The following is a 25,530-nucleotide window of genomic DNA, read 5'->3' as shown; positions in this document are numbered from 1 at the left end:
CGTCGTTGTCGACGCAGGGGGAGGATTCGGTGGGGGCCGGCTTACGCGGGCTTGGCGGCGTTGGCCTTGGCTTTCTTGACTTTCTTCTTGTGCGTGGTTTTCTTCGCGGTGGCCTTCTTGTCGGCCTTGGCCTTGGTGGTGTCCTTGGCCTGCGCGGGCATGGTCATGGTGGACGGCGCGGCCGGGGCGGTCACGGCGGGGGCGGCCGGCGTTGCGGGGGTGGCCGGGGCCTGGGCCCAGGCGCTCGCCCCGAGGGCGGCGATGGCGGATGCGATCAGGGCGGTGCGGAATTTCATGTGTCTCTCCAGGGTGCAGCGGTGGTGGTTTGCGGTCGTTGCTGCGTTCGATCAACCACGGGGCTGATGCTCGTGGGGCGCGTTGCACGCCGTGTGTCGGCGCGCCGGGCGCCGGTTTCACTTGCAACCTGGGGTGTCGCCGCTCAGCGACGGCGCTGCGCGAACACGCGGGCCAGGGCCTCGCCGAGTTCGTTGAGCGAGAGCGGCTTGCGCAGCACGGCGTCCACGCCGGTGTCGGCCACGCCCTGCTCGAAATCGGCGCCGCCGTGGGCGGTGACGATCACGCTCGCGAGCCCGGGCGCAAGCGCCTTGCAGCGCGCCACCAGCGCGAGCCCGGTGAGGCCCGGCATGCGCTGGTCGCTCACGATGCCGGTGAACAGCGCGGGCTCGGCCTCGAACGCGGCCAGGGCCTGCAGCGGATCGGTGAAGCCGCGCGGCTCGTAGCCGAGCTCGGCCAGGGTCTCTTCGAGCAGGGCCACGAGCGCGGGCTCGTCGTCGACCACCAGCACCACCTCGCCCTGGCCGGGCGCGTCGGCGGCCGCGAGCACGGCGCGCGGGCCCGCGGCGTCGCCCGCCGGGCAGGGCAGGTAGAGGTCGAAGCGCGTGCCTTCGCCGGGCGCCGTGCGCAGGTCGAGCGCACCGCCCGCGTCGCGCACGGTGTTGTGCACCACGGTCATGCCCAGGCCGGTGCCGCCGTGGCCGGCGCGCGTGGTGAAGAAGGGTTCGAGCAGGTGCGGCACGTGCTCGGGTGCAATGCCCGGGCCGTCGTCGTTCACGCTCAGCCGCAGCCAGCGGCCCGGCGTGAGGCGGCCGTGCCAGAGCACGCGCGCCTGCGTCACGGTTTCCTGCGCCAGCACCGCGTGCAGGCGGCCGCCGCCGGGCAGCGCCTGCACGGCGTTGCGCAGCAGGTTCAGGCAGGCCTCGAACCAGGCCACCGGATCGCCCTCGATGGGCGGGATGTCGCTGCCGGCGTCGAGCGTCGCCTGCACCGTGTCGGGCAGGTCTTGCGTGGCCAGGGCCCAGGCCTCTTCGAGCAGCTCGCGCGGCTCGAAGCGGCGGCGCTGGCCCGCGCCGGGCTGGCCCGAGGCGGTGATGCGTTCGACCAGCGTCTTGCCGCGGCGCGCGGCGTCGAGGATGCGGTCGAGGTGCGGGCGCAGCGGGCTGTCCGGGCCGGCCTGGTCCTGCGCGCGCTCGCCGTAGCCCTGGATGGCCGCGAGCACGTTGTTGAAGTCGTGCGCCACGCCACCCGCGAGCGTGCCCAGCGCTTCGAGCCGGCGCGCGCGTTGCAGTTGCTCGTCGAGGCGGCGCGTCTGCTCGGCCATGGCGACCTCGTCGGTCACGTCGTAGGCGGTGCCGGCCAGCGGCGGCGGGCCTTCGCCCGCGTGGGCCATGGCGCGGCCGCGCACGCGCACGTGGCGCGGTGCCTGGCCCGGCGGCGCGATGCGCAGCACCACCGAGAAATCGGGCGTGGCCTGCTGCAGGTGGGCCTGCACGGCCTCGGCGAGCCGCGCGTGTTCGTCGGCGGCCACGCGGTCGTGCCAGCCCAGCGGGCTGTCGGCGCTCACGTCGTCGCTCGGGCCGAAGCCCGCGAGCTCGCGCATGCGCGGCGACAGCGAATGGCGCTGGCGCTCGGGCACCCATTCCCACAGGCCTTCGCGCGCCGCGAGGAAGGCGCGCGCCGCGCGTTCCTGCTGGCGCTGCAGGTGGCGCTGGCTCTGTTCGCGCCAGCGCTGCTCGCGCGCGTGGCGCAGGCTCAGCGCCGCGGTGATGAACAGCGCCAGCACGCCGAAGCCCGCCACCAGCCAGGCCTGCGAGCGCCAGTCCCGCAGCACGGCGTCGCGGTCGCGCGCGAGCACCATGTTCATGGGCGCGCGGCGCATGGCGTGGCCCACCACGATCCAGTGGCGCACGGCGTCGCCGTCGTGCGCGCTGTCGAGTTCGAGCGACCACGCGGGGCGCTCGTCGGGCGGGGGCCAGCCCTCGGGCCAGACCGTGGGCCCGGCGCCCGCGGGCTCGGCCAGCCACAGGCGGCCGTCGTTGCGCACCAGCTGCAGGCGCGCGTCGGGCGCGGGGCTGGTGCGCGTGAAGCCGCCCACCAGCAGCGACGGGTCGGCCGCGAGCACGATCACGCCGCTCTGGCGGCCCTCGGGCCCGTACCAGGGCATGGACAACGGCACCCAGGGATGGGGCTGGCCGGGCCAGCGCTCGGGCGTGCCCAGGCCGGCCTCGCCCGCGGGCGCGCCCAGCGCGGCGCGGAAGTAGTCGGCGCCGCTCAATGGCGGCATGTCGGTGTCGTCGTCGGCCGCCTGCAGCACGTGGCCGTCGGTGCCCGCGAGCAGCATCTGGCGCACCCAGGGCAGGGCCGCGGCGCGCGCGCGCAGCAGCGGTTGCGCCACCTCGTCGTCGGTTTCCCAGGCGCCCGCGGCGAGCTCTTCGGCCGTGGCCTGCATGGCGGTTTGCGAGGCGGCCAGCGCGCTGTCGGCCTGGTCGGCCAGCGCGGCCACCAGCGCGCCCAGGGTGCGGCGCTCGGCGTTCAGCGTTTGCTCGCGCAGCGAAGCCAGGCCCGCGGCCAGGCCCAGCAACAGCAGCAGCGCCACCAGCACCGGCACCAGCACCGAGCGGTGCAGCAGCAGCTCGCGCCAGCGGGGCGGGCCGCTGTCGGCCTCGGCGTCGTCGAGCAGGAGTTCGGGGGTCTGCATGGTGGAATGGGCGGGGCGCGGGGTGTTCACGCTACCATCGAAAGCGCCTGGCCTTGCATGGAGTGATGGATGTCGGATCTGGAGGAGCAGCACGCGCCGGTGGCGCCACCCCACATTCTGGTGGTGGACGACGACCCTGCGCTGCGCGATCTTTTGTCGGGCTACCTGGGCGAGTCCGACCTGCGCGTGACCGCGGTGGAGAACGGCCGCGCGATGTTCGAGGTGCTCGACCAGGAGGCCATCGACCTCGTGGTGCTCGACCTGAAGCTGCCCGGCGAAGACGGCCTCACGCTCGCGCGGCGACTGCGCGAACGCGCGCCCATTCCGGTGATCCTGCTCACAGGCCGCGCCGAAGAGGCCGACCGCGTGATGGGCCTGGAGCTCGGCGCCGACGATTACGTGACCAAGCCTTTCAGCCCGCGCGAGCTGCTCGCGCGCATCCGCGCCGTGCTGCGCCGCTACCAGCCGCAGCCCGTGCTCGACACGGTGCGCACCGACAAGCGCCGCGCCTTCCGCTTCGCGGGCTGGGAATTGAACCTGCGCACGCGCCGCCTCACCGCGCCCGACGGCCGCAAGCTCGAACTCTCCAACAACGAATACAGCCTGCTCGTGGCCTTCTGCAGCGCGCCCCAGCGCGTGCTCAGCCGCGACCAGCTGCTCGACCTCTCGCGGCTGCACAACGCCGAGGTGTACGACCGCACGATCGACGTGCAGGTGCTGCGCCTGCGCCGCAAGATCGAGGCCGACCACGCCAAGCCCACGCTGATCGTGACCGAACGCGGCGCGGGCTACCGCTTCGACACGCCCGTGGAGACCCTGGTGTAACGGGAGCCCCCTTGCAGCACACCGCCCCCTTCGGCAACGCCGTGATCACGGGCGCCTGCGGCGGCCTGGGCCAGGCGCTCGCGCGCGCGCTCATCGCCGGCGGCGCGCGCGTGGCCCTGGTGGGTTTGAACCGCGCCACGCTCGACGCGCTCGTGGCCCTGGCGCCCGAACGCTGCCGCGCCTACACGCCCGACGTGAGCGAGCCCGCGGCCATGGCCGCGATGGCGGCCGACTGGCTGCAGCACATGGGCCCGCCCGACCTGGTGGTGGCCAACGCGGGCGTGGCCGGCGGCTTCGACACCGCCGTGCCCGACGACCTGCCCGTGCTGCGCCGCATGCTCGAGATCAACCTGCTCGGCGTGGCCTGCACCTTCTCGCCCTTTCTGGCCGCGCTGCGCGGCCACGCCGCGGCCCGCACCGCCTTCGTGGGCGTGGCGAGCATCGCGGGCTGGCGCGGCATGCCGGGCAACGGCGCGTACTGCGCCAGCAAGGCCGGCCTGATCGCCTACCTGCAAAGCCTGCGCGCCGAGCTGCGCCCCACGCGCCTGACGGTGCACACCGTGAGCCCGGGCTACCTGCGCACCGCGCTCACCGCGGGCAACCGCTTCGCCATGCCCGGCCTGCTCGAACCCGACGAGGCCGCGCGCCGCCTGCTCGCGGGCGTGGCCGCGGGGCGCGAGCACATCGTGCTGCCGCGGCGCATTGGCTGGTTGTCGCGCGCGCTGGGCCTGTTGCCCGCCGCGTGGCACGACCGCCTGCTGCTGCGCCAGCCGCGCAAACCCCGCGCCGGCGAAGCCGGCGCCACCGACATCCCCGGACTCCATCGATGACCACCGCCACCGAACAACAGATCGCCCTCATCGGCGCCGGGCCCTCGGGCCTGGCGGGCGCGCGCTGCCTGCAGAAACACGGCGTGCCCTTTCAGGGCTTCGAGGCGCACAGCGAGGTGGGCGGGCTCTGGAACATCGGCAACCCGCGCTCCACGGTGTATGCATCGGCGCACCTGATTTCGAGCAAGCGCATGACGGAATTCAGCGAATTCCCCATGCCCGATCACGTGGCCGACTACCCCAGTCACCGCGAACTGCTCGACTACTTCCGCGCCTTCGCCGAGCGCTTCGGCCTCAACGCGCACTACCGCTTCAACACGCGCGTGCTCCAGGTGGCGCCCGAATCGAATGCGCCCGACACCCTGTGGCGCGTGACCACACAAACCGGCGACGACGCGCCCGTGACCGCGCGCTACAAGGGCGTGGTGGTGGCCAACGGCACGCTCGCCGAGCCCAGCGTGCCGCGCTTCGAGGGGCACTTCAACGGCGAGATCTGGCACACCGCGCGCTACAAATCGGCCACGCAGCTCGCGGGCAAGCGCGTGCTGATCGTGGGCGCAGGCAACTCGGGCTGCGACATCGCGGTGGACGCGGTGCACCACGCCCGCAGCATCGACATCTCGGTGCGTCGCGGCTATTACTTCGTGCCCAAGTATGTGTTCGGCAAACCGGCCGATTCGGTGGGCGGCAAGATCAGGCTGCCGCCCTGGCTCAAGCAGCGCATCGACAGCACCATCCTCAAGTGGTTCACGGGCGACCCGGTGCGCTTCGGCTTTCCCAAGCCGAACTACCGCATGTACGAGTCGCACCCGGTGGTGAACTCGCTCATCCTGTACCACATCGGCCACGGCGACGTGGGCGTGCGCGCCGACGTGCAGCGGCTCGACGGCGACACCGTGCACTTCAAGGACGGCAGCGCGCGCGACTACGACCTCATCCTCACCGCCACCGGCTACAAGCTGCACTACCCCTTCCTCGACCACGCGCTGCTCAACTGGCAGGGCATGGCGCCGCGCCTGTACCTCAACATCTTCGCGCCCGGCTTCGACCGCCTGGCCGTGCTCGGCATGGTCGAGGCCAGCGGCCTGGGCTGGCAGGGCCGCTACGAACAGGCCGAGCTCGTGGCGCGCTACTTCAAGGGCCTGGACGATGGCGCGCCGCCGGCCGCCGCGCTCAAGGCCCTCAAGAGCGCGGGCCCCGGCCGCTGGCCCGACCTGTCGGGCGGCTACCGCTACCTGCAGCTCGAGCGCATGGCCTACTACGTGAACAAGGACGCCTACCGCAAGGCCGTGCGCGAAGCCGCCCAGGCCTTTGGTTGATGTGAAGAACCACAACGAGGAGACCCCCGCATGCTGCCAGTGGACGAGATACGGCTGAACTTCAACCCCGCGTCGCTGGCCGTGCTCAACGCGGTGCTGGGGTTCCTGATGTTCGGCATTGCGCTGGACACGCGGGTGGACGATTTCAAGCGCGTGCTGCGCATGCCCCTGGCCTTCGCGGTGGGCATCGTGGCGCAGTTCCTGTTCCTGCCCGCCATCACCTTCGGGCTCACGCTGCTGCTGGGCGTGGGCCCGAGCATCGCGCTCGGCATGATCCTGGTGGCCTGCTGCCCGCCGGGCAACGTGAGCAACATCCTCACCCACCGCGCCAACGGCAACGTGGCGCTCAGCGTGTCCATGACGGCGGTGTCCAACGCCATCGCCATCGTGGCCATGCCGCTGAACTTCGCCTTCTGGGGCGGCCTGCACCCCACGGCCTCGGGCCTGCTCAAGACCATCGCGCTCGACCCGGTGCAGATGGTGGGCCACATCCTGCTCATCATCGGCATTCCCTTCGTGCTGGGCGTGTGGCTCGCGCAGCGCTTTCCCGCGGCCACCGCGCGCTTCAAGAAGCCGGTGCGCATCCTGAGCTTCCTCGCGCTCATCGGCTTCATCGTGGGCGCCATCGCGGGCAACTGGCGCTACTTCCTCGACTACGTGGGCCTGGTGATCGTGGCCGTGGCCATCCACGACGCGCTGGCCTTCCTCATCGGCTGGCTGAGCGCGCGCGCCGTGGGCCTGCCCGACTACGACCGCCGCGCGCTCTCGATCGAGGTGGGCATTCGCAACGCGGGCCTGGGCCTGGTGCTGATCTTCAGCTTCTTCGGCGGGCTCGGCGGCATGGCCGTGGTGGCCGGCGTGTGGGGCTTCTGGGACATCATCGCGGGCATGCTGCTCGCGGGCTGGTGGGGCAAGCGGCCGCTGCAGGGCGGTGTGCCGGAGCACCGCGCATGACGCGGGCCGAGCGCATTCTGGTGACCGGGGCCGACGGCTTTCTGGGCCGCGGCCTGGTGGCCGCGCTGGCACAGCGGCCCGACACCGTGGTGGTGGCCACCGACGTGCGCGAGGTGCCGCCCGAGCGCCGCCTGCCCGGTGTGGAATACCGCGTGCTCGACGTGCGCGACCACGGCCTGGGCGGCGTGCTGGCCGACCACCGCATCGACACCGTGGTGCACCTGGCGTCCATCGTCACCCCGGGCAAAGGATCGACCCGCGAGCTGGAATACGCGGTGGACGTGGGCGGCACGCGCAACGTGCTCACCGCCTGCCTCGCGCACGGCGTGCGGCACCTGGTGGTGTCGTCGAGCGGGGCGGCCTACGGCTACCACGCCGACAACCCCGCGTGGATCACCGAAGACCACCCGCTGCGCGGCCACGAGGCCTTTGCCTACGCGCACCACAAGCGCCTGGTGGAAGACATGCTGGCCCAGGCCCGCCGCAACCACCCCAACCTTGCGCAAACCGTGCTGCGCATCGGCACGATTTTGGGCGAGCGCGTGGACAACCAGATCACCGCCCTGTTCGAAAAGCCGCGCCCCATTGCCATTGCGGGCAGCGACAGCCCCTTTGTGTTCGTGTGGGACGAAGACGTGGTGGGCGCGCTGCTGCACGCCCTGAGCGGCGAAGCGCCCCCCGGTTGCTACAACCTCGCGGGCGACGGCGCGCTCACCATCCACGAAATTGCGGCCCGCCTGGGCAAGCGCCCGCTGGTGCTGCCGCCGCGCCTGCTGCGCGCGCTGCTCACCGTGGGGCAGGCGCTGGGCATCTCAAGGTATGGGCCCGAGCAAATCGACTTTTTGCGGTATCGGCCGGTGTTGCTGAACACGGCGCTGAAACGGCGGTTTGGGTATGTGCCGAAGAAGACGAGTGCGCAGGCGTTTGAGGCGTTTGTGGCGGCGAGGGAAGCGCAAGGGCGGGGGCTGTGATGGGTGAATGTGGCGGGCTATGTCTGTAAAGCAGCGATTTCCGAGCCTCAACCAGATCTCCAACGCCTTATTAGTACAACAAGAACGATTGTCAAAATCGAAGGCATAAGAAGACGCTGCCAATACTTGGAAATACTTGTGTCGACATGCAAGCTCTTCATGCTCGCCCAGTCGTAAAATATGGTGTCGACTTCTCCGCTTTTTTTGACGTAGGTTAACTTGGCTTGTATCACGCCAAACATCGGGTGATACCAGACTTCGCCCTTCGCGCCATTCATTTTGTGCATGCTTAGTGGTGAGTAGCGATCTCCAAAATAGCCAAAAGCAACTTCATGCGCGCCAGTTTCAGTGTTTATGAAAAACTTCGATTTCATTCGATTAACTGTTTCCGAGTCCGCCCTGCTCTTGACTTCCAGAACTCCCTCGTAGCGATTTGCTTCGCTTAAGGATGGAAAATCGAAAAACATCTTTATTGGTATTGGTGCTGCCCGCAGCAGAGCATGAATTAGCACGGAGGAAGTTATTATGATTGCAATAAAGTAAGCCCCATAACTTGGCGAGCGACGCGAAAAAATTGTTTGAGACATTAGATTGATCCTCCTGAGCATGCCGGAGGGCCAGAGTGAGCTTGGCGGCGATCAACCTCGGAGCCCAGAGCCCGAGCGTCCGCGACGTGGCGCATATCGGAAGTTCAATGCGCCAACTCAACTGACCGCAGCCAGTTTGTAACAAACATCGGAAACGCGCCGATCACTGCCGACGAGTCCGAGGCGCTTGCTCCAATCATCCCGGTTGCCTTGAATGACGAGCGCAGCCAAGAACGAGCCGCAGTGCCATGTTGGCCGTGCGCATCCGCTGTTCGCCTCGAACCAAATGCCCAGCGCATCGCCGTACCGCCAAGCGTTCACCCCCCACCCGCCGCCAACGCCTCCGCCACCCGATCCCCAAACGCCTTCACCTTCGCCGACCCCCGCCGCGCCGGCGGGCTCACCAGTTGCATCGGCAGCTCGGGCGCCTGCCACCCCGGCAGCAGTTGCACCACCTCGCCGCGCGCCAGTTCATCGGCAAACAGCCACACCGGTGAATACCCAATGCCGTGCCCGTCCAGCACCGCGGCGCGCACGATCTCCGAGCTGTTGGTTTGCAGGTTGCCCGCCACCCGCACCGCCTGCTGCGTGCCCGCGGCCACCGGGGCGCCCGGGCCGGCGGTGAAGCGCCATTCGTTGCGCGTGGCCAGCTCCGTGTAGACCACGCAGTTGTGCGCCAGCAGGTCTTGCGGCAGGCGCGGCGCGGCCTTGCCGCGCGCGTGGCGGCGCACGTATTTGCGGCTGGCCACCACCAGGCGGCGGGTGCTGCCCACGCGGCGCGCGAGCAGGCCGCTGTCGGCCATTTCGCCCACGCGCAGCGCCACGTCGATGCCTTCTTCCACCAGGTCCACAAAGCCGTCGTTCAGGCGCAGGTCGATCCGCACGTCCGGGTGGTCGGCCAGAAAGCGCTGCACGATGGGCAGCAGCACCAGCCGCCCGAAGCCCACCGCGGCCGCCACGCGCAGCCAGCCGCTCAGGCGCTGCGAGGCGCTGCGCACCACGCTCTCGGCCTCGCTCACCTCGGCCACGATGCGCTGGGCCTGCTCGAAGTAGCGCTGGCCTTCTTCGGTGAGCGCCAGCGCGCGCGTGGTGCGGCTGAGCAGCCGCGCGCCCAGGGCCTGTTCCAGCGCGGCCACCTGTTTGCTCACCGCGCTTTGCGTGGCGCCCGATTCGCGCGCCACCGCCGAGAAGCTGCCCGACTCCACCACCCGCACAAAGGTCTGCATGGCCCGCAACTTGTCCATCTCACGCCCTCATTCATTCCTGGGTGGACTTTATCTTAGGCATGGCTTCGGTCTAGTGCGAACGATCGGCACCAATCACAGTTCGCTTCACCGCCCCGCCCCCGTGGGCGCCCACCCCCCACCGGAGAACCCGCATGACCCCGATCACCGTCCCCACCCGCGACACCGTGTCCGCCACCAACCAGGCCCTGTTCGACCAGCTGCAGAAGGGCCTGGGCAAGGTGCCCAACCTGTACGCCACGCTGGCGCATTCGCAGCACGCGCTGGGCAGCTACCTGGCGCTGCAGAACGCCAAGAGCAGCCTCAACGCCAAGGCGCGCGAGGTCATCAACCTGGTGGTGAGCCAGGTGAACGCCTGCGACTACTGCCTGGCCGCGCACACCGTCATCGGCGGCATGGTGGGTTTCATGCCCGAGCAGATCCTCGACATCCGCCGCGGCGGCGCGCCTTTCGATGCCAAGCTCGATGCGCTGGCGAAGCTGGTGAAGAACATCGCCACCGAGCGCGGCCACGCCGATCCGGCGCTGGTCGATGCCTTCTTCGCCGCCGGCTGGACCACCGAGAACCTGGTTGATGCGATCGTGGTCATCGGCGACAAGACGGTCACCAACTACCTGCACGGCACCACCCGCGTGCCGGTGGATTTCCCGGCCGCACCGGCGCTCTGAGCCCCCCGCCGCCCGGAGCCGCCATGAACGCCGCCTCGATCTCCCTCGCCCCGTCGCCCAACCCCCGGCTTGCGCTGGGCATTGCCGTGGGCCTGCTCGCGGCCAGCATCGGCGCGCTCTACACCGTGTTCGCGCGCTGGGGCATCGGCCACGGCCTGCAGGCACCCGACCTGACCGTGCTGCGCTTTGGCGTGGCCGGGCTGGTGACCTTGCCGGTGCTGCTGTGGGCCTGGCGGGCCGACGCCGCGCAGTTCGTGCAACGCTGGCGGCTGTGGGCCGGCGTGGCGCTGCTGGCCGGCACGCCGTTCGGGCTGCTGATGTTCGGTGCGCTGCAGTTCGCGCCGCCCAGCCACGCGGCGGTGTTTCCGTTTGCCGCCATGAGCGTCATGGGGCTGATCCTGTCGGCCCTGGTGCTGGGCGACCGCATCACCGCCCGCAAAGGCCTGGGCATCGGCGTGGTGCTGTCGGGGCTGGTGCTGTTGTCGGGGGTGGAGGCGTCGAGCTTCACCGCGCGCGCCGCGCTGGGCGACGCGATGTTCATCGCCGCGGGCACGCTGTGGGCGGGGTTCGGCATCCTGCTGCGCAAGCACCGGCTCGACCCGCTGCTGGCCACGGCGGTGGTGTCGTTCTCGGCGCTGGTCACCTACGTGCCGGTGTACCTGCTGGCCACCGGCGGCGCCCGGCTGCTGGCGGCCGCGCCCGCGGTGCTGTGGACCGAGGTGCTGGTGCAGGGCCTCATTGCAGGCGCCGGCACCTTGTTCACCTACGCCAAGATGGTGTCGCTGCTCGGCCCGTCACGCGCGGCGGTGTTTCCGGCGCTGGCGCCGGGCCTGGCCGCGCTCATGGCCTGGCCCGTGCTCGGTCACGTGCCGACGGTGGCCGAAACCACCGGCTTGGTGGTGGTGATGTCGGGGCTGCTCGTGGCGGTCACGGGCGCGTCGCGGCGCTGAAACACAAACCCATCCGAATAAAAGAACCCCGCATCCGCCCCGTGCGCCACCAGCGTCTTCTTCGCGTCGGCAATCATCGCGGGCGAGCCGCAGAGGTAGAACGCGCATTCGCCGAGCTGTTCGGCCAGGTCTTGCACCACGGCGTGTTGCACGTGGCCGCGGCGGCCGGTCCACGCATCGCCTGCGCGTGAGAGCACGGGCACGTAGTTGAATTCGTAGAGGCCTTCGCCCCATTGGGCGATTTCGTCGTGCAGGTACAGGTCGGCCTCGGTGCGCGCGCCCCAGTACAGGCTCACGGGCGGGCAGTCGGGGTCGCCTTGCAGGGCTTCGAGCATGGCCTTGAGCGGGGCCAGGCCGGTGCCGGTTGCCAGCATCACGATGGGGCGGTAGTCCTGCGGGCGCAGGCAGAAGCTGCCCAGGGGCAGCTCCACCTCCAGCGCGTCGCCGGGCTGCAGTTGCGCAAGCTCGCCGTCGGTGAAGCGGCCGCCCGCAATGCGGCGGATGTGAAAGTCCACCACCGCGCCCTTGGGGGCCGAGGCCATCGAGAAGCTGCGGTGGCCGCCGTCGGGCAGGTGCACGTTCATGTACTGGCCGGGGCGGTAGCTGAAGCCGGCGTCCACGGGCAGCTCCAGGCAGAGGCGGGTCACGTCGCTGCACAGGGGCTGCACGCTGTCCACGCGCGCGAGCAGGCGTTGCGGGGGCGTGCCCAGGTCGGGCGGGTCGGCGCTCAGCACCAAGTCGCTGCAGGCGCGGGCCTGGCACAGCAGGGCCTGGCCCGCGGCGGCTTCTTCTTCGCTCAGGCCCATGGGCAGTTCGTCGTCGTAGCGCACCTCGCCTTGCACCACGCGCACGCGGCAGGTGCCGCAGCCGCCCGATCGGCAGTCGTAGGCAAAGGGCACGTCGCTGCGGCGCGCCGCGCTCAGCACGGCCTCGTCGCTCTCGGCCTCGAAGCTGTGGCCGGTTTCGAGCCAGGTGATGCGGTGGGCCATGCGCCTTGCTCCTGAAATCAGAGCTTGAGGTCGGCTTTCACCTGCACCTGCAGGCCTTGTGCGGCCAGCAGGTCTTGCAGGGCCTGCAGCGCGGCCACGCCGCAGGCGGTGTCCTGCTCGCCGTTGCCGCCGCTCAGGCCCACGCCGCCCACCACCTCGCCATTGACCACGATGGGGAAGCCGCCCACGAACACGGCGAACTTGCCTTCGAAGCTCCACTGGATGCCGAAGGCTTCGTTGCCGGGCAGGGCGGGGCCGTTGGGCGGGGTGTTGAAGAGGTGGGTCGAGCGCTTGTGGCCGGCCGCGGTGAAGGCCTTGTTCCAGGCGATCTGCGGGCCGGTCACGCGGGCGCCGTCCATGCGTTCGAGCACGATGGGGAAGCCGCCTTCGTCGGTGATGCACACCGTCTCGGGCACACCCAGGGCCTGGGCTTTTTCAAGGGCGGCGGCGGCCATGGCGCGCGCTTCGGGCAGTTGCAGTTTGAGGGCTTGTTTCATGGGGCTGTGTGCGATGCGTTGGGGCTCAAAGGCCGCGGTAGACCACCTTGGTCTGCGTGAAGAACTCCAGGCCCACGCGGCCCGACTCGCGGAAGGTGGAGGTGCTCGAGTTCTTCATGCCGCCAAAGGGCGCGTTCACCAGGTTGCCGGTGGTGGTGCGGTTGATCTTCACCGTGCCCGACTGGATCTCGTTGGCGAAGGCGTGCATGTAGCGCGGGTTGCGCGTGGCAATGGCGGCCGACAGGCCGTACTCGCTGTCGTTGGCCTTGGCCATGGCGTCGGCGAAGTCCTCGGCCTCGATCACGGCGATCACGGGGCCGAAGATTTCTTCGCGCGCGATGCGCATGTCTTGCGTCACGTTGTCGAACACGGCGGGCGTCACGTAAAAGCCCTTGTCGAAGGGCTCGCCCGTGAGGCGTTCGCCGCCGCAGAGCAGGCGCGCTTCGGCGCGGCCGATCTCCAGGTAGCGCAGCACGGTTTCGAGCTGCTTGGCGGTGGCCAGCGGGCCCAGGTCCATGCCGGGCTGGGTGCCGGGGCCGATCTTCAGGCCCTTCACGCGCTCCACCAGTTTCTCGGTGAAGGCGGCCTTGACGCTCTTGATCGCGATCACGCGGCTGGTGCCAGTGCAGGCCTGGCCGGTGAGCGAGAAACCGCCCTTGATGGCGAGGTCGACCGCTTTGTCGAGGTCGGCGTCTTCCATCACGATCAGCGGGTTCTTGCCGCCTAGCTCCATCTGCAGCCGCGTGGTGAGGTGCACCGTGCGGTGGATGTGCATGCCCGCCTGCGTGGAGCCCGTGAACGAGATGGCGCGGATGGATTTCGAGGTGGTGATGATCGGGCCCACGTCACCGGCGCGGCCGGTGATGTAGTTGATGACCCCCTTGGGAATGCCGCCCTCGATCAGCGCCTCCACCAGCCGCAGGCCGCTGAGCGGCGCGTCCGACGAAGGCTTGAACACGATCGTGTTGCCCGTGATCAGCGCGGGCGCGATCTTTCGCGCGGGGATGGACGCGGGGAAGTTCCAGGGCGAGATCACCGACACCACGCCCAGCGGCTCGCGCTGGCTGTAGACCATCATGTCGGCGTCGTCCTGCACATAGGTCTCGCCGCCGAAGGTCTGGCCTTCGGTGGCGTAGAAGCGGAAGGTCTGGGCGGCGCGCAGGAATTCGTCCTTGCCTTGCGCCACCGGCTTGCCTTCTTCGCGGCTGAGCTCTTCGCCAAAGCGCTGGGCGTTGGCTTCGAGGTAATCGGCCGCCTTATTCAAGACCTTGGCGCGCTGGCTCACGGGCGTTTTGCGCCAGGTCTCGAAGGCGGCCGTGGCCGCGTTCACGGCGTCTTCCGCGTCGATCGCGGTGGACGCCTGGAAACGGCCCACCGTGTCATCGGTGTTGGCCGGATTGGTGTTGTCGAAGGTGCGGGCGCCGCGGCACTTCAGCCATTGGCCATCGATGTGGTTGAGGAACTCTTCGGTCTGCATGTGTGCGGCTCCGGGGGGCTGTCGACGCGCGGGCGATCAGGCGGCTTTGGCCAGCGGCATCAGGCTGGGGGCCACGTAGTCGTTGTAGAGCGCGGTGGTGTAGAGCAGGCGCATTTCGGCGCCGATCTCGCAGATGCGCAGGCAGCGCTTTTGCAGCTCGGGCGTGTTGGCGTGCTCGAGCACGATCTGGTAGCCGCGCTCGCCGTGGATCTCGTCGGACACGATGTGCAGGTCGAAGAACTCGACCTCTTCATCGGTGAAGCCGTACTTCTCGCGCAGCGTGGGGGTCTGCTTGCGGTAGATCGAGGGCACCTGCGATTCCAGGCCCACGACCAGGCCGGCCACGGCCACCACCGGGTCTTCGCGCATGGCCACGGCGTAGCACCAGCTTTGCAGGGCGCGCGTGGTGGCGCTCATGTTGTCGGGGTCGACGATGCGCTCGCGCGTGGTGCCGCAGGCTTCGCCGAAGCGGATCAGCAGGTCGGTGTGGCGGTCGCCGCCGATCTCTTCTTCATACATGTTGGCCAGCAGGAAGTCCTTGGCCTCGGTCATGTGGTCGGGCGTGCGCGCGTACAGGTAGCCCAGGTAGTCGGCGAACGGGCCCACGTAGTGGTAGTGGTTCTCGGCCCAGCGCGCGAGGTGCTCGCGCGAGAGCGTGCCGCCGGCCCAGGCCAGGCTGAAGGGGGACTGGTTGGCGCTCTTGCCTTTGATGGCGTTTTCGAGGGCGGTGCGGAATTCGTCGCGGGAAAGCAGTGCGGACATGGTGGGCTCCTGAGGGGTGGAAGGTGTGGAGACAGCGGCTTCGGGGCTGTGCTCACCCCGATTGGCGTATACAGTATACATAGCGAGATCCAAAGCGGGGTTTTCCGAGCCATCCGTAAGGAAATCACCCAGAACTGCTGAAAGTATACTGTATACTTTCAGTGCGAATCCGTCCCTCCACCCCTTCCACCCATGCCCATCGTCACCTTCCACAAGAACGGCCAGACCTACCGCGACGAGGTCCAGCCCAAGACCAACCTGGTGGTGCGCGCGGGCATCAAGGCCTACCCGTATCCCCACCTCAAGTACGAGTGCGGCATGGGCAAGTGCTCCAAGTGCGCCACCCGCGTGATCGCCGGGGCCGAGCACCTGCCGCCGCCGAACTGGAAAGAGAAGAAACAGCTCGGCGAACGGCTCGAGCAGGGCTGGCGGCTCACCTGCCAGCTCTGGATCGAGCACGACATCGAACTGCTGCAGGAATGAGCCCCGCCATGTACGTGATCCTCACCACCAAGCCCGGCCAGTTCCGCACCGAAGCGGGCGAAGGCCTGCAGCCCATCGAAGCCTGGGACTACGTGTTCTTCGGCCGCGTGAAGGCGCGCTTCCTCATCGCCGAGCTGCTCACGCCCACCCGCGTGCGCGTGATCGACGAGGGCGAGCCCGTCACCGTCAATTCGGTGCCATCCAAATTCCTCGAATCCTTCCAGAGCCTGGACGCCGCGCGCCGCGAACTGCAGCACCTGTGCAGCTTCGGCAGCATGCAGGCGAGCCTGCAGCCGCGCGACCCGGCCACGTTCAACGCCCCGGCCTGAGCCCCATGAGCACCGTCAACATCACCTTCATCAGCAACGCCGGCAAGCAGGTCAGCGCCCCCGAGAACAGCAACCTGCTGCGCGTGTCGCTGCGCGAGAAGGGCGGCATTCCGTTCAAGTGCGGCGGCGGCCTGTGCGGCACCTGCAAGTGCCGCATCGAAGAAGGCCTGGCCAACACCGACGACGTGAAGGCCAAGGAACGCAAGCACCTGAGCGAGGCCGATCTCGCCGCGGGCTACCGCATGGCCTGCCAGACCTTCGTCAAGGGCGACATCGCCGTGTCCTGGTGAACGCCATGGACTGGCTGACCACCGACCTGGTGCAGGGCGTGAGCGGGGCGCATTACCTCGCGGCCGGCCTGCTCGTGGTGGTGGGCGCCTGCCTGCAGGGCGTGAGCGGCCTGGGCTTTGCCATGTTCAGCGCGCCGCTGGCGGCCATGTGGTTCCCCGAACTCGTGCCCGGTCCGCTGCTGGTGCTGAGCTGCCCGCTCGCGCTCATGGGCGGCCTGCGCGACCGCGAGGCCATCCAGTGGCCGCTGGCCGGCGTGGCCGTGGTCGGCCGCCTGGGGGGCACGGTGCTCGCGGCCGCGTGCCTGGTGATGCTGTCGGTGCAGACCCTGTCGCTGCTGTTCGCGCTGCTCATCCTCACGGGCGTGAGCCTGAGCCTCACGGGCTGGCGCGTGATGCCCACGCGGCGCAACATGGCCGTGGCGGGCCTGGCCTCGGGGATGATGGGCACCATCACCTCGGCCGGCGCGCCGCCGTTCGCCATCGCCATGCAGAACATGGGCGCAGCGCAGTTGCGCGGCACCTTCGGCGCCATCTTCTTCATCGGCTCGGCGGTGTCCATCGCCGTGCTCACCGTGGTGGGCCGCATGGGCGCGCACGAATACCTGCTGAGCGCGCTGCTCATGCCCTGGATGTTCCTGGGCTTCTTCGCGTCCAACCCCATCAAGCGCCACGTGCCCGCGCCGCTGGTGCGCAAGCTGCTGCTGGCCATGGCGGCCATCGGCGCGCTCGTCGTCCTGTTCCGCACCCTGACCGCCTGAAAGCCCCCATGCAACACATCACCGACGCGATGGTCGACGCCACCATCAGCCCCGAGCAGGCCCAGGCCGTGCTCGAAGACGCGTTCGCGCGCTTCGGCCGCGGCGAGGCCGCGATGCAGACGCGCGTGCGCACCGAGGCCGGCGGCATCAAGCTCTCGACGCTGGGCGCGGTGGTGCCGGGGCAGGGCGTGGTGGGGGCCAAGGTCTACACCACGCTGCAGGGCCAGTTCACCTTCGTGATCCTGCTGTTCGCCGCCGACGACGGCCGCGCGCTGGCCTCGTTCGACGCCGGCGCCATCACCCGCCTGCGCACCGCCGCCTGCTCGGTGATCGCCGCGCGCCGCCTGGCCCGCCCCGATGCGCAGGTGATGGCCTTGTACGGCGCGGGCGTGCAGGGCCGCATGCACGCGCAGCAGATGGCCGCTGCCTTCCCGCTGCGCGAGATCCGCGTGAGCGACCCATATGCGCCCGCCACGCTGGCCGACGAACTGCAGGCCGCCTGCGGCGTGCCGGTGCGACTGGTGTCGCCCGAGGCCGCGGTGGAGGGCGCCGACATCGTGGTCACGGCCTCGCGCTCGACCACGCCGCTGTTTCGCGGCGAGCAACTGGCCGAGGGCAGCTTCGTGGCCGCCATCGGCTCGAGCCTGCCGCACACGCGCGAGCTCGACGACACGGCGCTGCGCCGCGCGTCCCGCATCGCGGTGGAATGGAAGCCCCAGACCCTGAAAGAGGCCGGCGATCTCGTGCTGGCCGCGCCCGGCCTGGTCACCGAAGAGCGCCTGGTGGAGCTCGGCGAGCTGGTGGCGGGCCTGCAGCCCGGCCGCCAGGACCCGCGCGAGATCACGCTCTACAAGTCGGTGGGCGTGGGCCTGGAAGACGTGGCCCTGGCGGGCCTGGTGTGGCAGCGGCTGCAGGGCGGCCGGGCCTGAACGAACCCCGCCCGGCGGGCGTACTGCCCCTCAGGGCTCCATCTGCGCCGCGTTGTACACGTGGCGCATCGCGAGCAGCGAGGCGAGTTCGGCGTCGCCCTTGATCACCGCGCGCAGGATCGCGGCGTGCTCGTCCCAGTTCTGCTGGTTGCGGCCGCGGTTGAGCGGCGCGAACAGCAGCGCGGTGCGGTCGCGCAGCGAGCGCATGAGCTCCTGCAGCACCGAGTTCGCGGCGATGCTGCCCAACGCGTCGTGGAAGCGTTTGTTCATCTCGAGCAGCGCGGCCTGGTCGTCGCTGTCGATCAGGCGGCTGCCTTCTTCGAGGATGCGCTCCATCTCGGCGATCTGCTTCGCGTCGTGGCGCTGGGCCGCGAGCTTGGCGTTCAGGCCTTCGAGCGTGGCCCGCACCTCGACCAGTTCGCGCACCTGTTCGGGGCTGAAAGCGGTGACGGAAGCGCCGCGGCGCGGCTCGATGGTGACGATGCCCTCGGCCGCGAGCTGGCGCAGCGCCTCGCGCACCGGCATGCGCGACACCCCGAGTTCTTCGGACAGCTTGCTTTCCACCAGGCGTTCGCCCGGGGGAATGGAGCCGCTCATGATGCGTTCGCGCAGGGCCTCGACGACCAGGGTGGTCAGAGGCGAATGGCTGGCCCCGAGGGAGGCTTCCTTTCTGGGCAGTGTCATGGCGTGGTCCGGGCTCCGTGGGGGTGGCGACAGGCAAGGTCCGGTCGGGCCCGAAGCCGGTGGATTCTATGCGAGCGCTTCATGAACGAAAAAAGGCCGCGCACCGCGCGGCCAAAGGATCCCGAAGGACTCCAAAGGAAGAAAAGGCAGACGCCGCGCGGGGCGCGGCGGGTCGTGATCAGAACAGGTGCAGCAGGCCCAGCGCGAACAGGTCGCCCTTCTGGTCGGCCGCGCCCGGGGTCTTGATGGTGTTGCCGCGGTAGCCGCCGTACACCGTGGTGCGCTTGCTCAGGCTGTAGAAGGCCGCCACGCTGTAGCCGGTGCGCTTGACGTCGGGTGCGCCCGCGGCCACCGTGGTGACCAGCTTGCCGGTGTAGTTGGTGTCGCCGGTGAAGCCGGTGACCGCGCCCTTCGACTGCGCGATGCCGGCCGAGATCGTCCACGCGCCGCCCAGGGCGTAGTCGGTGCCCAGCGCCCATTCGTTGGTCTTGGCATCGCCGAAGGCCACGCGGCCGTAGCTGGCCATGAGCTTGGCCGGGCCGAGCTGGTACGAGCCGTTCAGGCGCGTGAACTTGATGGCCTCCGCGTTGCCCGTGGCCTTTTCGGTCTGGTACGCGGCGCCCGCGAACACCGGGCCGGCGGCGTACTTCACGTGCACGCTGCTGATCGAGCCCTGGCCCACGGTGGCGGTCTTGTTCTCGGCCATGCCGTAGCTCACGACGCCGCTGAAGCCGCCGAAGTCGGGCGAGGCGTAGTAGAAGCCGTTGTTGGGCGCGTCGCGGTACGAGGTGCTGAGCCAGGCGCCCTGGTTGGGGGCGAGCACCGAGTTCTTGGCCACCAGGGCGCTGCCGCTGATGTCGTCGAAGGCGCTCCAGGCTTTGCCGAAGCGCACGTCGCCGAAGCCGCCGGAGAGGCCGACCCACGACTGGCGCGTGAACGACAGACCGGGCGCGCCGCCGTTGTCCATGGCGAAGCCCGATTCGAGCTGGAAGTTGGCCTTGGTGCCGCCGCCGAGGTCTTCGCTGCCCTTGAAGCCGAAGCGGCTTTCATAGATGCCGCTGCTGTCGAGCCTGGTGGTGCGCAGACCGGTGGCGGGGTTTTTCTGGCTCGACAGGTACATGTCGGCCAGGCCGTACAGCGTGACGCTGGACTGGGCGAAGGCCGCGCCGCTGGCGAGCGTGGCGCAGGCGATGAGAAGGGTTTTTTTCATGCTTTTGCTTGGTGAGAGGTGAGGGAACACAGGGGACGGGAGATTCAGAACAGCACCACCGCGGCGATGGTGGATGCGGCCAGGCCGAGCAGCACCGGCAGCGCCAGCACGCGCACCAGGTCGGTCACCGAGACGCGCGCGAAACCGGCCACGGCGATCAGCGAAGACCACGCGATCAGCGTGCCGCCGCCGGTCCAGATGGCGCCCATCTGGCCGATCGCGGCGAGCGTGGTGGCGTCGATGTTGGAGACCGGGCCGAGGGCACCCGCCAGCGCGCCGGTGAGCGGCAGGCCCGAGAAGCCCGAGCCGTCGATGCCGGTGACCATGCCCACGATCAGCAGGCCGAAGGCCACGAACAGCGGGTTGTGCGGGATCCAGTCCTGCGCGCTGCGCACCAGGTCGAACAGCAGGCTGGGCGTGGCGCCGGCGTCGCCGCCGAAGATGGCCGCGGCGGTCTCGCTCGCGCCCAGGAAGAAGAAGCCCGCGATCGGCAGCACCGAGCCCATGGCGCGGAAGGCGAACACGAAGCCTTCGGTGATGTGGTCGGCACTGGCTTCGAGCATCTGGCGCGCGCCCTTCATGGCGAGCGTGGCGAAGATCATCAGCAGCGCGGCTGCGCCACCCACCAGCGAAGCGCCGGCCCCGCCCTTGAAGTCGCCCAGCGGCACGCCGAGCTTGGGCAGCACCATGAGCACGATCACGGCCAGGAACACCAGCGGCGTGACCACGGCGAACAGCTTGGACCACTTGATGTCGTCGGCCGGCACGCTCTGCAGTTCGCGGCGCAGGTCCTGACCGGTCACGGGCTGGTGCTCGCGGCTCGTGCCCTGGGCGATCTCGGCCTTGTGGGCCGTGCCTTCGTGCTCGTGCTGGGCCAGCTCGCCCTTCACGGCCAGCTCCTGCCAGCGCTCCAGGTGGGCGGGGCTGGCGGGCAGGAACTTGCGGCGGTGGAACACGAAGATCAGCACCAGCGCGACCAGGCCGGTGATCAGCGAGAGCGCGAGCGCGCGGTCGGCGATCACCGCGGCCGCGGCGCCGGCGGCCTTGGCGCTGATGCCGGGGGCCACGCCGATCACGTAGTCGGACGACAGCGCCATGCCCTGGCCGGCCACGGCGATGGCGGCCGCGCCCACGATCGGGGGCAGGCCGGCGGCGATGGCCGCGGGCAGCAGCACCGCGCACACCAGCGGCACCGCGGGCGTGGGCCAGAAGAACAGCGAGATGAAGTAGGTGATGGCCGCGAGCAGCAGGTATGACACCGGCCCGTTCTTCATCAGCACCCGGAAGGGCTTGACCATCAGGATGTCCGACTTCAGCGCCTTGAGGGCGTTGAGCAGGGCCGTCATCAGCGCGATGACCAGGAAGATGTTGAACAGCTCCTTGGCCGCGACCAGGCTGGCGCTGTAGATGCTGCCCAGGCCGCCGAGGGCGCTGCCGGTCCAGGCGAGACCGACAAGGAAGGTGGCCGCGATCGAGGGCACGAGCACGTTGGCGCGGAACACCATCGTCACGATGATGCTGATCACGCCCAGCAGGTACATCCAGTGCGCCGCTGTGAGGGTTACGTTGGAATCCATAGGCTTGTCCGTGGGGTTGGGGGCTGCGAGGGGGTCAAGAGGGCATCAGATGGTATACAGAATACTTTTATGGGGCTGACAGGGTTTTCCCGCCCTCCCTTGGTGCGTCATGGGCCCGCGTTTGGGGCGTTAATGAGGTTAAAAGTACACATTAAAGGAGGATGAAAACCATCTTCTGATCAATCTGGATACGGTATACATCCAGACGCAAAAGCCTATGCAGGCTTCGTGCCAAGCGGACAGGGGCTTTCGCAGGGCAATGGCGGGCAGGACCTGGGCGGCGACGGCGGAATCGGTGTCGCCGCGCGCCCGTGTCATCGGTATACTGTATTCATACATTGGAGAGGACTGTGACCGATACCCCCCCATCACCCCCCGTGACCAGCACCGGCGCCATGGTCGCCACCGGCCATCCGCTGGCGGCACAGGCCGCGGCCCGTTTGCTGGCGCTGGGCGGCAGCGCGGTGGACGCGGCGATCGCGGCCGACGCGGTGATGGGCGTGGTCGAGCCCATGGCCACGGGCATCGGCGGCGACCTGCTGGCCATGCTGGTGCCGCCCGGCGCCGAGCCGCAGGCCTACAACGGCTCGGGCCGCTCGCCCGCGGCCTTCGATCCGGCCTGCCTGGCCGCCTTCCCGGGCCAGCGCCTGCCCGAGCGCCATGTGCACACCCTGACGGTGCCGGGCGCGGTGCGCGGCTGGCACGACCTGCACCAGCGGCACGGTCGCGCCGACTGGCGCTTGCTGTTCGGCCCGGCGATCGAGGCCGCACGCCAGGGCTTTGCGGTGTCGCCGGTGTCGGCGCGCGAATGGGCGCTGTTCCAACCCGTGATCGCGGCCGACCCGGTGTCGGCACGCCTGTACCGCGCCGACGCGGTGCCTGCGGCCGGCACCGTGTTCAGCAACCCCGAGCTCGCGGCCACGCTGCAGGCCATTGCCGAAGACGGCCCCGAGGCCTTCTACCAGGGCCCCGCCGCGCGCGCGGCCGAACAGGCCAGCCGCGCGCGCGGCGGCGTGCTGTCGGCGAGCGACTTCGCGGCCCACCGCGGTGAATTCGCCGCCCCGCTGCGCGGCCGATTCCGCGGGCTGGAGGTGCTGGAATGCCCGCCCAACACCCACGGCCTCGCGGTGCTGCACGCGCTCGAAGCGCTCGACGCCCTGCCGCTGGACCCCGCCGACCCGGCCACCGCCGTGGCCATGGTCGACGCCATGGACGCCGCCATGGCCGAGGCCAAGCGCGTGGTGGCCGACCCGGCCGGCAACACGGTGTGCACCGTGGTGGTGGACGCGCAAGGCCTGGCCGTGACGCTCATGAGCAGTGTGTTCAAGCGCTTCGGCAGCGGCATCGGCGTGCCGGGCGCGGGCTTTGCGCTGCAGAACCGCGGCTTCGGCTTCGCCGCGCCCGGCGAGCTCAATGGCGCCGCACCTGGCAAGCGGCCGTACCACACCGTGGTGCCCGGTGCAGCGCTGCGCGGCGGCGCGTTCCACGCGGGTTTCGGTGTGGTGGGCGGGGCCATGCAGCCGCAGGGCCACGTACAGCTCATGGTGCGCACGGCGGCCTGGGGCCAGGCCCTGCAGCCCGCCATCGACGCGCCGCGCTGGAGGCTCGAAGCGCGCCGCGCCCTGGCCATCGAGGCCGGCACGCCCGAGGCCGTGGTGCGCGCGCTGCGTGCCGCGGGCTACACCGAACCCGCGGGCCTGGGCGAGCTCGGCGGCCGCAGCGATTTCGGCGGCGCCCAGGTGGTGCGGCGCCTCGACGACGGCCGCCTCGAAGGCGGCTCCGACCGCCGCAAGGACGGCATGGCGCTGGCCTGCTGAACCGTGCGCTTTCTCTCCCTCATCCAAGGACCGACGTGACCCTGAAGATCTATGGCATTGCCGCCTCGCGCGCGATCCGCCCCCTGTGGGCGGCCGAAGAACTGGGCCTGCCCTACGAGCACCTGCGCTGGCACTACCAGGGCCCCGAAACCCGCGAGCCGGCCTACCGCGCGATCAACCCCAACGGCACCGTGCCGGCGATCGACGACGACGGCCTGGTGCTGTTCGAGTCGCTCGCGATCACGCTGCACCTGGCGCAAACGCGGCCCGAGGGCGGTCTGTGGGCCGACGACGCCCGCGGCGTGGCGCAGATCTACCAATGGACGCTGTGGGCCGCGACCGAGGCCGAGCCGCTGGCGCGCCAGTGGTTCCACCACACCGGCTTCCTGCCGCCCGAGCAGCGCATACCGGCACTGGCCGAAGAAGCCATCGACAAGCTGCAGCAGCGCCTGCGGGTGCTCGAAGAGCACCTGGCCGCGCGCGACTGGCTGCTGGGCGAGCGCTTCACCGTGGCCGACCTGAACCTGGCCGCGGTGCTGCAGCGGCTGAGCGTGCTCGCGCGCGGCGAACTGCCGCGCACCCACGACTGGCACCGCCGCTGCCTGGCGCGGCCGGCGGCGCAACGCGCCTGGGCACTGCGCAACGCGGTCTGAGCGCGCCGCTCAGGCGTGGTTGAGGCGGAAGAAGCCCACCGCCTCGGCCAGCCGCGCGGCCTGCGTGCGCAGGCTCTCGGCCGCGGCCGCGCTCTCTTCGACCAGCGCGGCGTTCTGCTGCGTGGCCTGGTCGAGCTGGGCAATGGCCGAGTTGACCTGGCCGATGCCATGGGTCTGCTCGTGCGTGGCGGCGCCGATCTCGGCGATGAGGTCGGTCACGCGCTGCACCTGGGCCACGATGTCGTCCATCGCGCTGCGCGCGTCGCTCACCAGGCGCGAGCCCGCGTCCACCTTTTCCACGCTGGCGTTGATCAGGCCCTTGATCTCCTTGGCCGCCTCGGCGCTGCGCTGCGCGAGGTTGCGCACCTCGCCGGCCACCACCGCGAAACCGCGGCCCTGCTCGCCAGCGCGCGCCGCTTCCACCGCGGCGTTGAGCGCGAGGATGTTGGTCTGGAAGGCGATGCCGTCGATCACGCCGATGATGTCGCCGATCTTCTGGCTGCTGTGCTGGATGTCCTGCATGGTCTGCACCACCTGGCCCACCACCTCGCCGCCCTTGACGGCGGCGCCGCTGGCCGAACTGGCGAGCTGCGTGGCCTGGCGGGCGGTGTCGGCGCTGGTGCGCACGGTGGCGTTCATCTGCTCCATGGAGGCCGCGGTCTGCTGCAGGTTGCTGGCCTGCAGTTCCGTGCGCGACGAGAGGTCGGCGTTGCCCGTGGCGATCTGCGCGCTGCCGGTGGCGATGCTGTCGCTGCCCTGGCGCACGTCGGACACGATGCGCACCAGGCTTTCATTCATGGCCTTGAGCGCGGCCTGCAGCTCGCCGAGCTCGTTGCGGCTGTTCACCACGATGCTCGAGCGCAGGTCGCCCGCGGCCACGGTCTGTGCCACCTGCACCGCCTCGCGGATCGGCGTGACGATGGAGCGCGTGAGCAGCAGGGCCAGCATCAGCGCGGCCACCAGGGCCACGGCGCTGCTGCCGATCATGAGGTTGCGGTTGAAGGCGTAGCCCGCGTCCGAGGTTTTGACCTCCCGGGCGGCCTCGTTCGTCGCATGCTCGAGGTAGGCGTGTGCGGCCTTCACCAGGGCGGCCAGCAGCGGCCGGCAGTCGCGGTCCATGCGTTCGATGGCGCCTTCGCGGTCGCCGCGGCTCGCGCGCTCGAGGATGTCCAGCGCCACCGGGCCGTAGCGCGCCTCCACCTGCACAACTTCATCGAACAGCTTGCGCTCGGTGGCGGTGGTGTGCTCGTCGGCGTCGAGCGCTTCGCGCAGCTTCTTGAACCGGTCCACCACCTGCGCGTGTGCGGTTTCGGTGGCCTTCTTTTCCTGTTCGCGGTCGGCCAGCGTGCTCACCAGCACCAGGTTGCGCACGCCGATGGCGCGCGCGTTCGTGGCATCGAGGATGTCGTTGGCCAACGACATGCGGTACGAGGTCTCGCTCACGTACTGCGTGAAGGCAGCGTGCTCATGCCCGAGCGCACGCACCGACAGCGTGGCCACCGCGAGCACGATGACCGACAACAACAGAAAACCGGCCAGCAGTCTGGCCTTGACCGAGAGGCGATCGAACCCCATGGCACTGCTCCAAGAATCTAAGACTCGCGGGGTTCACAAAATGGTGACCCTGGCACCGATATCGTCGGCGCGTGTACGCTTTTAGGGCGGCGCGACGAGCGGCAGGCCGATGCAAACCAAAGGCCGCATGAAAACGCGCCGAATGGCGCCGCCGTGG

26 protein-coding genes are annotated in these 25,530 nt (G+C 69.8%); 14 read left to right on the top strand and 12 right to left on the bottom strand.

Annotation, left to right across the window (positions count from 1 at the left end; all coding sequences use genetic code 11):
• Positions 1–41: 41 nt before the first annotated feature.
• Together G9Q37_RS15155 and G9Q37_RS15150 are read right to left on the bottom strand one after the other, a co-directional pair.
• The gene (locus tag G9Q37_RS15155) at positions 42–296 is read right to left on the bottom strand and encodes a hypothetical protein (RefSeq protein WP_166222754.1); all 255 of its coding nucleotides are present in this window, start codon (positions 294–296) and stop codon (positions 42–44) included.
• Positions 297–439: 143 nt separating this feature from the next.
• Positions 440–2,995 (bottom strand): ATP-binding protein, encoded by a 2,556-nt coding sequence (locus G9Q37_RS15150; protein ID WP_166228424.1) that lies wholly within the window; start codon positions 2,993–2,995, stop codon positions 440–442.
• A 69-nt stretch (positions 2,996–3,064) separates the two neighbouring features.
• On the opposite strand from G9Q37_RS15150, the gene G9Q37_RS15145 reads away from it, so the two are divergent.
• The 5 genes from G9Q37_RS15145 to G9Q37_RS15125 are packed head-to-tail and all read left to right on the top strand — an operon-like array spanning position 3,065 to position 7,894.
• On the top strand, positions 3,065–3,820 hold the full coding sequence (locus tag G9Q37_RS15145) for a response regulator (RefSeq protein ID WP_166228422.1): 756 nt from the start codon (positions 3,065–3,067) through the stop codon (positions 3,818–3,820).
• Between the two features lie 11 nt (positions 3,821–3,831).
• Positions 3,832–4,650: an SDR family NAD(P)-dependent oxidoreductase gene (locus G9Q37_RS15140; protein ID WP_166228420.1), complete on the top strand. Its 819-nt coding sequence runs from the start codon at positions 3,832–3,834 to the stop codon at positions 4,648–4,650.
• A complete protein-coding gene (locus G9Q37_RS15135) occupies positions 4,647–5,969 on the top strand; it encodes a flavin-containing monooxygenase (RefSeq protein WP_166228418.1) in 1,323 nt (440 codons plus the stop codon). Before G9Q37_RS15140 ends, G9Q37_RS15135 begins: the two co-directional genes overlap by 4 nt.
• Positions 5,970–5,999: 30 nt before the next feature.
• Positions 6,000–6,923 (top strand): bile acid:sodium symporter family protein, encoded by a 924-nt coding sequence (locus G9Q37_RS15130; protein ID WP_205710657.1) that lies wholly within the window; start codon positions 6,000–6,002, stop codon positions 6,921–6,923.
• Positions 6,920–7,894 (top strand): SDR family oxidoreductase, encoded by a 975-nt coding sequence (locus tag G9Q37_RS15125; protein ID WP_166228416.1) that lies wholly within the window; start codon positions 6,920–6,922, stop codon positions 7,892–7,894. Before G9Q37_RS15130 ends, G9Q37_RS15125 begins: the two co-directional genes overlap by 4 nt.
• A 47-nt stretch (positions 7,895–7,941) precedes the next feature.
• On the opposite strand, the gene G9Q37_RS15120 is transcribed toward G9Q37_RS15125, so the two are convergent.
• Both G9Q37_RS15120 and G9Q37_RS15115 read right to left on the bottom strand, forming a co-directional pair.
• Complete coding sequence (locus G9Q37_RS15120; RefSeq protein WP_166228414.1) at positions 7,942–8,481, bottom strand: hypothetical protein; 540 nt, start codon at positions 8,479–8,481, stop codon at positions 7,942–7,944.
• 317 nt (positions 8,482–8,798) lie between these two features.
• Positions 8,799–9,725 carry a LysR family transcriptional regulator gene (locus G9Q37_RS15115; protein ID WP_166228412.1) on the bottom strand — a complete coding sequence of 309 codons (927 nt, stop codon included), beginning with the start codon at positions 9,723–9,725 and terminating at the stop codon, positions 8,799–8,801.
• A 134-nt stretch (positions 9,726–9,859) separates the two neighbouring features.
• Here G9Q37_RS15115 and G9Q37_RS15110 point away from each other — a divergent pair, with 134 nt between their 5' ends.
• Positions 9,860–10,393 carry a carboxymuconolactone decarboxylase family protein gene (locus G9Q37_RS15110; RefSeq protein WP_166228410.1) on the top strand — a complete coding sequence of 178 codons (534 nt, stop codon included), beginning with the start codon at positions 9,860–9,862 and terminating at the stop codon, positions 10,391–10,393.
• Between the two features lie 23 nt (positions 10,394–10,416).
• On the top strand, positions 10,417–11,343 hold the full coding sequence (locus G9Q37_RS15105) for a DMT family transporter (RefSeq protein ID WP_166228408.1): 927 nt from the start codon (positions 10,417–10,419) through the stop codon (positions 11,341–11,343).
• Here G9Q37_RS15105 and G9Q37_RS15100 read toward each other — a convergent pair.
• Genes G9Q37_RS15100 through G9Q37_RS15085 form a run of 4 tightly spaced genes read right to left on the bottom strand, consistent with a single transcriptional unit; the run spans position 11,256 to position 15,068 of the window.
• The gene (locus tag G9Q37_RS15100) at positions 11,256–12,332 is read right to left on the bottom strand and encodes a 2Fe-2S iron-sulfur cluster-binding protein (protein ID WP_166228406.1); all 1,077 of its coding nucleotides are present in this window, start codon (positions 12,330–12,332) and stop codon (positions 11,256–11,258) included. The two genes, G9Q37_RS15105 and G9Q37_RS15100, sit on opposite strands and share 88 nt — an antisense overlap.
• A gap of 17 nt (positions 12,333–12,349) precedes the next feature.
• The gene (locus G9Q37_RS15095; RefSeq protein WP_166228404.1) at positions 12,350–12,829 is read right to left on the bottom strand and encodes a GlcG/HbpS family heme-binding protein; all 480 of its coding nucleotides are present in this window, start codon (positions 12,827–12,829) and stop codon (positions 12,350–12,352) included.
• 25 nt (positions 12,830–12,854) lie between these two features.
• The gene (locus G9Q37_RS15090; protein ID WP_166228403.1) at positions 12,855–14,306 is read right to left on the bottom strand and encodes an aldehyde dehydrogenase family protein; all 1,452 of its coding nucleotides are present in this window, start codon (positions 14,304–14,306) and stop codon (positions 12,855–12,857) included.
• Positions 14,307–14,342: 36 nt separating this feature from the next.
• On the bottom strand, positions 14,343–15,068 hold the full coding sequence (locus G9Q37_RS15085) for an iron-containing redox enzyme family protein (RefSeq protein ID WP_166228401.1): 726 nt from the start codon (positions 15,066–15,068) through the stop codon (positions 14,343–14,345).
• A gap of 192 nt (positions 15,069–15,260) precedes the next feature.
• On the opposite strand from G9Q37_RS15085, the gene G9Q37_RS15080 reads away from it, so the two are divergent.
• From G9Q37_RS15080 to G9Q37_RS15060, 5 genes are read left to right on the top strand one after another with little or no spacing between them, the layout of a single operon-like run.
• Positions 15,261–15,551: a 2Fe-2S iron-sulfur cluster-binding protein gene (locus tag G9Q37_RS15080; RefSeq protein WP_166228399.1), complete on the top strand. Its 291-nt coding sequence runs from the start codon at positions 15,261–15,263 to the stop codon at positions 15,549–15,551.
• Entirely contained in the window at positions 15,548–15,880 is a 333-nt protein-coding gene (locus tag G9Q37_RS15075) for a ferredoxin (protein WP_166228397.1), read from the top strand. Before G9Q37_RS15080 ends, G9Q37_RS15075 begins: the two co-directional genes overlap by 4 nt.
• A gap of 5 nt (positions 15,881–15,885) precedes the next feature.
• Positions 15,886–16,170 carry a 2Fe-2S iron-sulfur cluster-binding protein gene (locus G9Q37_RS15070; RefSeq protein ID WP_166228395.1) on the top strand — a complete coding sequence of 95 codons (285 nt, stop codon included), beginning with the start codon at positions 15,886–15,888 and terminating at the stop codon, positions 16,168–16,170.
• 5 nt (positions 16,171–16,175) lie between these two features.
• The gene (locus tag G9Q37_RS15065; RefSeq protein WP_166228393.1) at positions 16,176–16,928 is read left to right on the top strand and encodes a sulfite exporter TauE/SafE family protein; all 753 of its coding nucleotides are present in this window, start codon (positions 16,176–16,178) and stop codon (positions 16,926–16,928) included.
• An 8-nt stretch (positions 16,929–16,936) separates the two neighbouring features.
• On the top strand, positions 16,937–17,857 hold the full coding sequence (locus tag G9Q37_RS15060) for an ornithine cyclodeaminase family protein (protein WP_166228391.1): 921 nt from the start codon (positions 16,937–16,939) through the stop codon (positions 17,855–17,857).
• 30 nt (positions 17,858–17,887) lie between these two features.
• Here G9Q37_RS15060 and G9Q37_RS15055 read toward each other — a convergent pair whose 3' ends face one another.
• The 3 genes from G9Q37_RS15055 to G9Q37_RS15045 form a co-directional block, all read right to left on the bottom strand.
• Positions 17,888–18,541, bottom strand: coding sequence for a GntR family transcriptional regulator (locus tag G9Q37_RS15055; protein ID WP_166228389.1), 654 nt, complete (start codon positions 18,539–18,541; stop codon positions 17,888–17,890).
• A gap of 178 nt (positions 18,542–18,719) precedes the next feature.
• Complete coding sequence (locus G9Q37_RS15050; RefSeq protein WP_166228387.1) at positions 18,720–19,751, bottom strand: porin; 1,032 nt, start codon at positions 19,749–19,751, stop codon at positions 18,720–18,722.
• Positions 19,752–19,795: 44 nt separating this feature from the next.
• Positions 19,796–21,328 carry a hypothetical protein gene (locus G9Q37_RS15045; protein ID WP_166228385.1) on the bottom strand — a complete coding sequence of 511 codons (1,533 nt, stop codon included), beginning with the start codon at positions 21,326–21,328 and terminating at the stop codon, positions 19,796–19,798.
• A 377-nt stretch (positions 21,329–21,705) separates the two neighbouring features.
• Here G9Q37_RS15045 and G9Q37_RS15040 point away from each other — a divergent pair, with 377 nt between their 5' ends.
• Both G9Q37_RS15040 and G9Q37_RS15035 read left to right on the top strand, forming a co-directional pair.
• Positions 21,706–23,145: a gamma-glutamyltransferase family protein gene (locus tag G9Q37_RS15040; protein ID WP_240936404.1), complete on the top strand. Its 1,440-nt coding sequence runs from the start codon at positions 21,706–21,708 to the stop codon at positions 23,143–23,145.
• Between the two features lie 35 nt (positions 23,146–23,180).
• Entirely contained in the window at positions 23,181–23,798 is a 618-nt protein-coding gene (locus G9Q37_RS15035) for a glutathione S-transferase family protein (RefSeq protein WP_166228383.1), read from the top strand.
• Positions 23,799–23,807: 9 nt separating this feature from the next.
• Here the strand turns inward: G9Q37_RS15035 and G9Q37_RS15030 are convergent, their stop codons facing one another.
• A complete protein-coding gene (locus tag G9Q37_RS15030; protein ID WP_166228381.1) occupies positions 23,808–25,373 on the bottom strand; it encodes a methyl-accepting chemotaxis protein in 1,566 nt (521 codons plus the stop codon).
• Positions 25,374–25,530: the final 157 nt, after the last annotated feature.

The organism is Hydrogenophaga crocea, assembly GCF_011388215.1.
Classification (GTDB): domain Bacteria; phylum Pseudomonadota; class Gammaproteobacteria; order Burkholderiales; family Burkholderiaceae_C; genus Hydrogenophaga; species Hydrogenophaga crocea.
This window is presented reverse-complemented; position numbering and strand designations above follow the sequence as displayed.

What these genes read in the sequence shown, in the direction of transcription:
- G9Q37_RS15155 (WP_166222754.1), bottom strand. Translation starts at nt 296, where the DNA reads ATGAAATTCCGCACCGCCCTGATCGCATCCGCCATCGCCGCCCTCGGG.
- G9Q37_RS15150 (WP_166228424.1), bottom strand. Translation starts at nt 2,995, where the DNA reads ATGCAGACCCCCGAACTCCTGCTCGACGACGCCGAGGCCGACAGCGGC.
- G9Q37_RS15145 (WP_166228422.1), top strand. Translation starts at nt 3,065, where the DNA reads ATGTCGGATCTGGAGGAGCAGCACGCGCCGGTGGCGCCACCCCACATT.
- G9Q37_RS15135 (WP_166228418.1), top strand. Translation starts at nt 4,647, where the DNA reads ATGACCACCGCCACCGAACAACAGATCGCCCTCATCGGCGCCGGGCCC.
- G9Q37_RS15130 (WP_205710657.1), top strand. Translation starts at nt 6,000, where the DNA reads ATGCTGCCAGTGGACGAGATACGGCTGAACTTCAACCCCGCGTCGCTG.
- G9Q37_RS15125 (WP_166228416.1), top strand. Translation starts at nt 6,920, where the DNA reads ATGACGCGGGCCGAGCGCATTCTGGTGACCGGGGCCGACGGCTTTCTG.
- G9Q37_RS15120 (WP_166228414.1), bottom strand. Translation starts at nt 8,481, where the DNA reads ATGTCTCAAACAATTTTTTCGCGTCGCTCGCCAAGTTATGGGGCTTAC.
- G9Q37_RS15115 (WP_166228412.1), bottom strand. Translation starts at nt 9,725, where the DNA reads ATGGACAAGTTGCGGGCCATGCAGACCTTTGTGCGGGTGGTGGAGTCG.
- G9Q37_RS15110 (WP_166228410.1), top strand. Translation starts at nt 9,860, where the DNA reads ATGACCCCGATCACCGTCCCCACCCGCGACACCGTGTCCGCCACCAAC.
- G9Q37_RS15105 (WP_166228408.1), top strand. Translation starts at nt 10,417, where the DNA reads ATGAACGCCGCCTCGATCTCCCTCGCCCCGTCGCCCAACCCCCGGCTT.
- G9Q37_RS15100 (WP_166228406.1), bottom strand. Translation starts at nt 12,332, where the DNA reads ATGGCCCACCGCATCACCTGGCTCGAAACCGGCCACAGCTTCGAGGCC.
- G9Q37_RS15095 (WP_166228404.1), bottom strand. Translation starts at nt 12,829, where the DNA reads ATGAAACAAGCCCTCAAACTGCAACTGCCCGAAGCGCGCGCCATGGCC.
- G9Q37_RS15090 (WP_166228403.1), bottom strand. Translation starts at nt 14,306, where the DNA reads ATGCAGACCGAAGAGTTCCTCAACCACATCGATGGCCAATGGCTGAAG.
- G9Q37_RS15085 (WP_166228401.1), bottom strand. Translation starts at nt 15,068, where the DNA reads ATGTCCGCACTGCTTTCCCGCGACGAATTCCGCACCGCCCTCGAAAAC.
- G9Q37_RS15080 (WP_166228399.1), top strand. Translation starts at nt 15,261, where the DNA reads ATGCCCATCGTCACCTTCCACAAGAACGGCCAGACCTACCGCGACGAG.
- G9Q37_RS15075 (WP_166228397.1), top strand. Translation starts at nt 15,548, where the DNA reads ATGAGCCCCGCCATGTACGTGATCCTCACCACCAAGCCCGGCCAGTTC.
- G9Q37_RS15070 (WP_166228395.1), top strand. Translation starts at nt 15,886, where the DNA reads ATGAGCACCGTCAACATCACCTTCATCAGCAACGCCGGCAAGCAGGTC.
- G9Q37_RS15065 (WP_166228393.1), top strand. Translation starts at nt 16,176, where the DNA reads ATGGACTGGCTGACCACCGACCTGGTGCAGGGCGTGAGCGGGGCGCAT.
- G9Q37_RS15060 (WP_166228391.1), top strand. Translation starts at nt 16,937, where the DNA reads ATGCAACACATCACCGACGCGATGGTCGACGCCACCATCAGCCCCGAG.
- G9Q37_RS15055 (WP_166228389.1), bottom strand. Translation starts at nt 18,541, where the DNA reads ATGACACTGCCCAGAAAGGAAGCCTCCCTCGGGGCCAGCCATTCGCCT.
- G9Q37_RS15050 (WP_166228387.1), bottom strand. Translation starts at nt 19,751, where the DNA reads ATGAAAAAAACCCTTCTCATCGCCTGCGCCACGCTCGCCAGCGGCGCG.
- G9Q37_RS15045 (WP_166228385.1), bottom strand. Translation starts at nt 21,328, where the DNA reads ATGGATTCCAACGTAACCCTCACAGCGGCGCACTGGATGTACCTGCTG.
- G9Q37_RS15030 (WP_166228381.1), bottom strand. Translation starts at nt 25,373, where the DNA reads ATGGGGTTCGATCGCCTCTCGGTCAAGGCCAGACTGCTGGCCGGTTTT.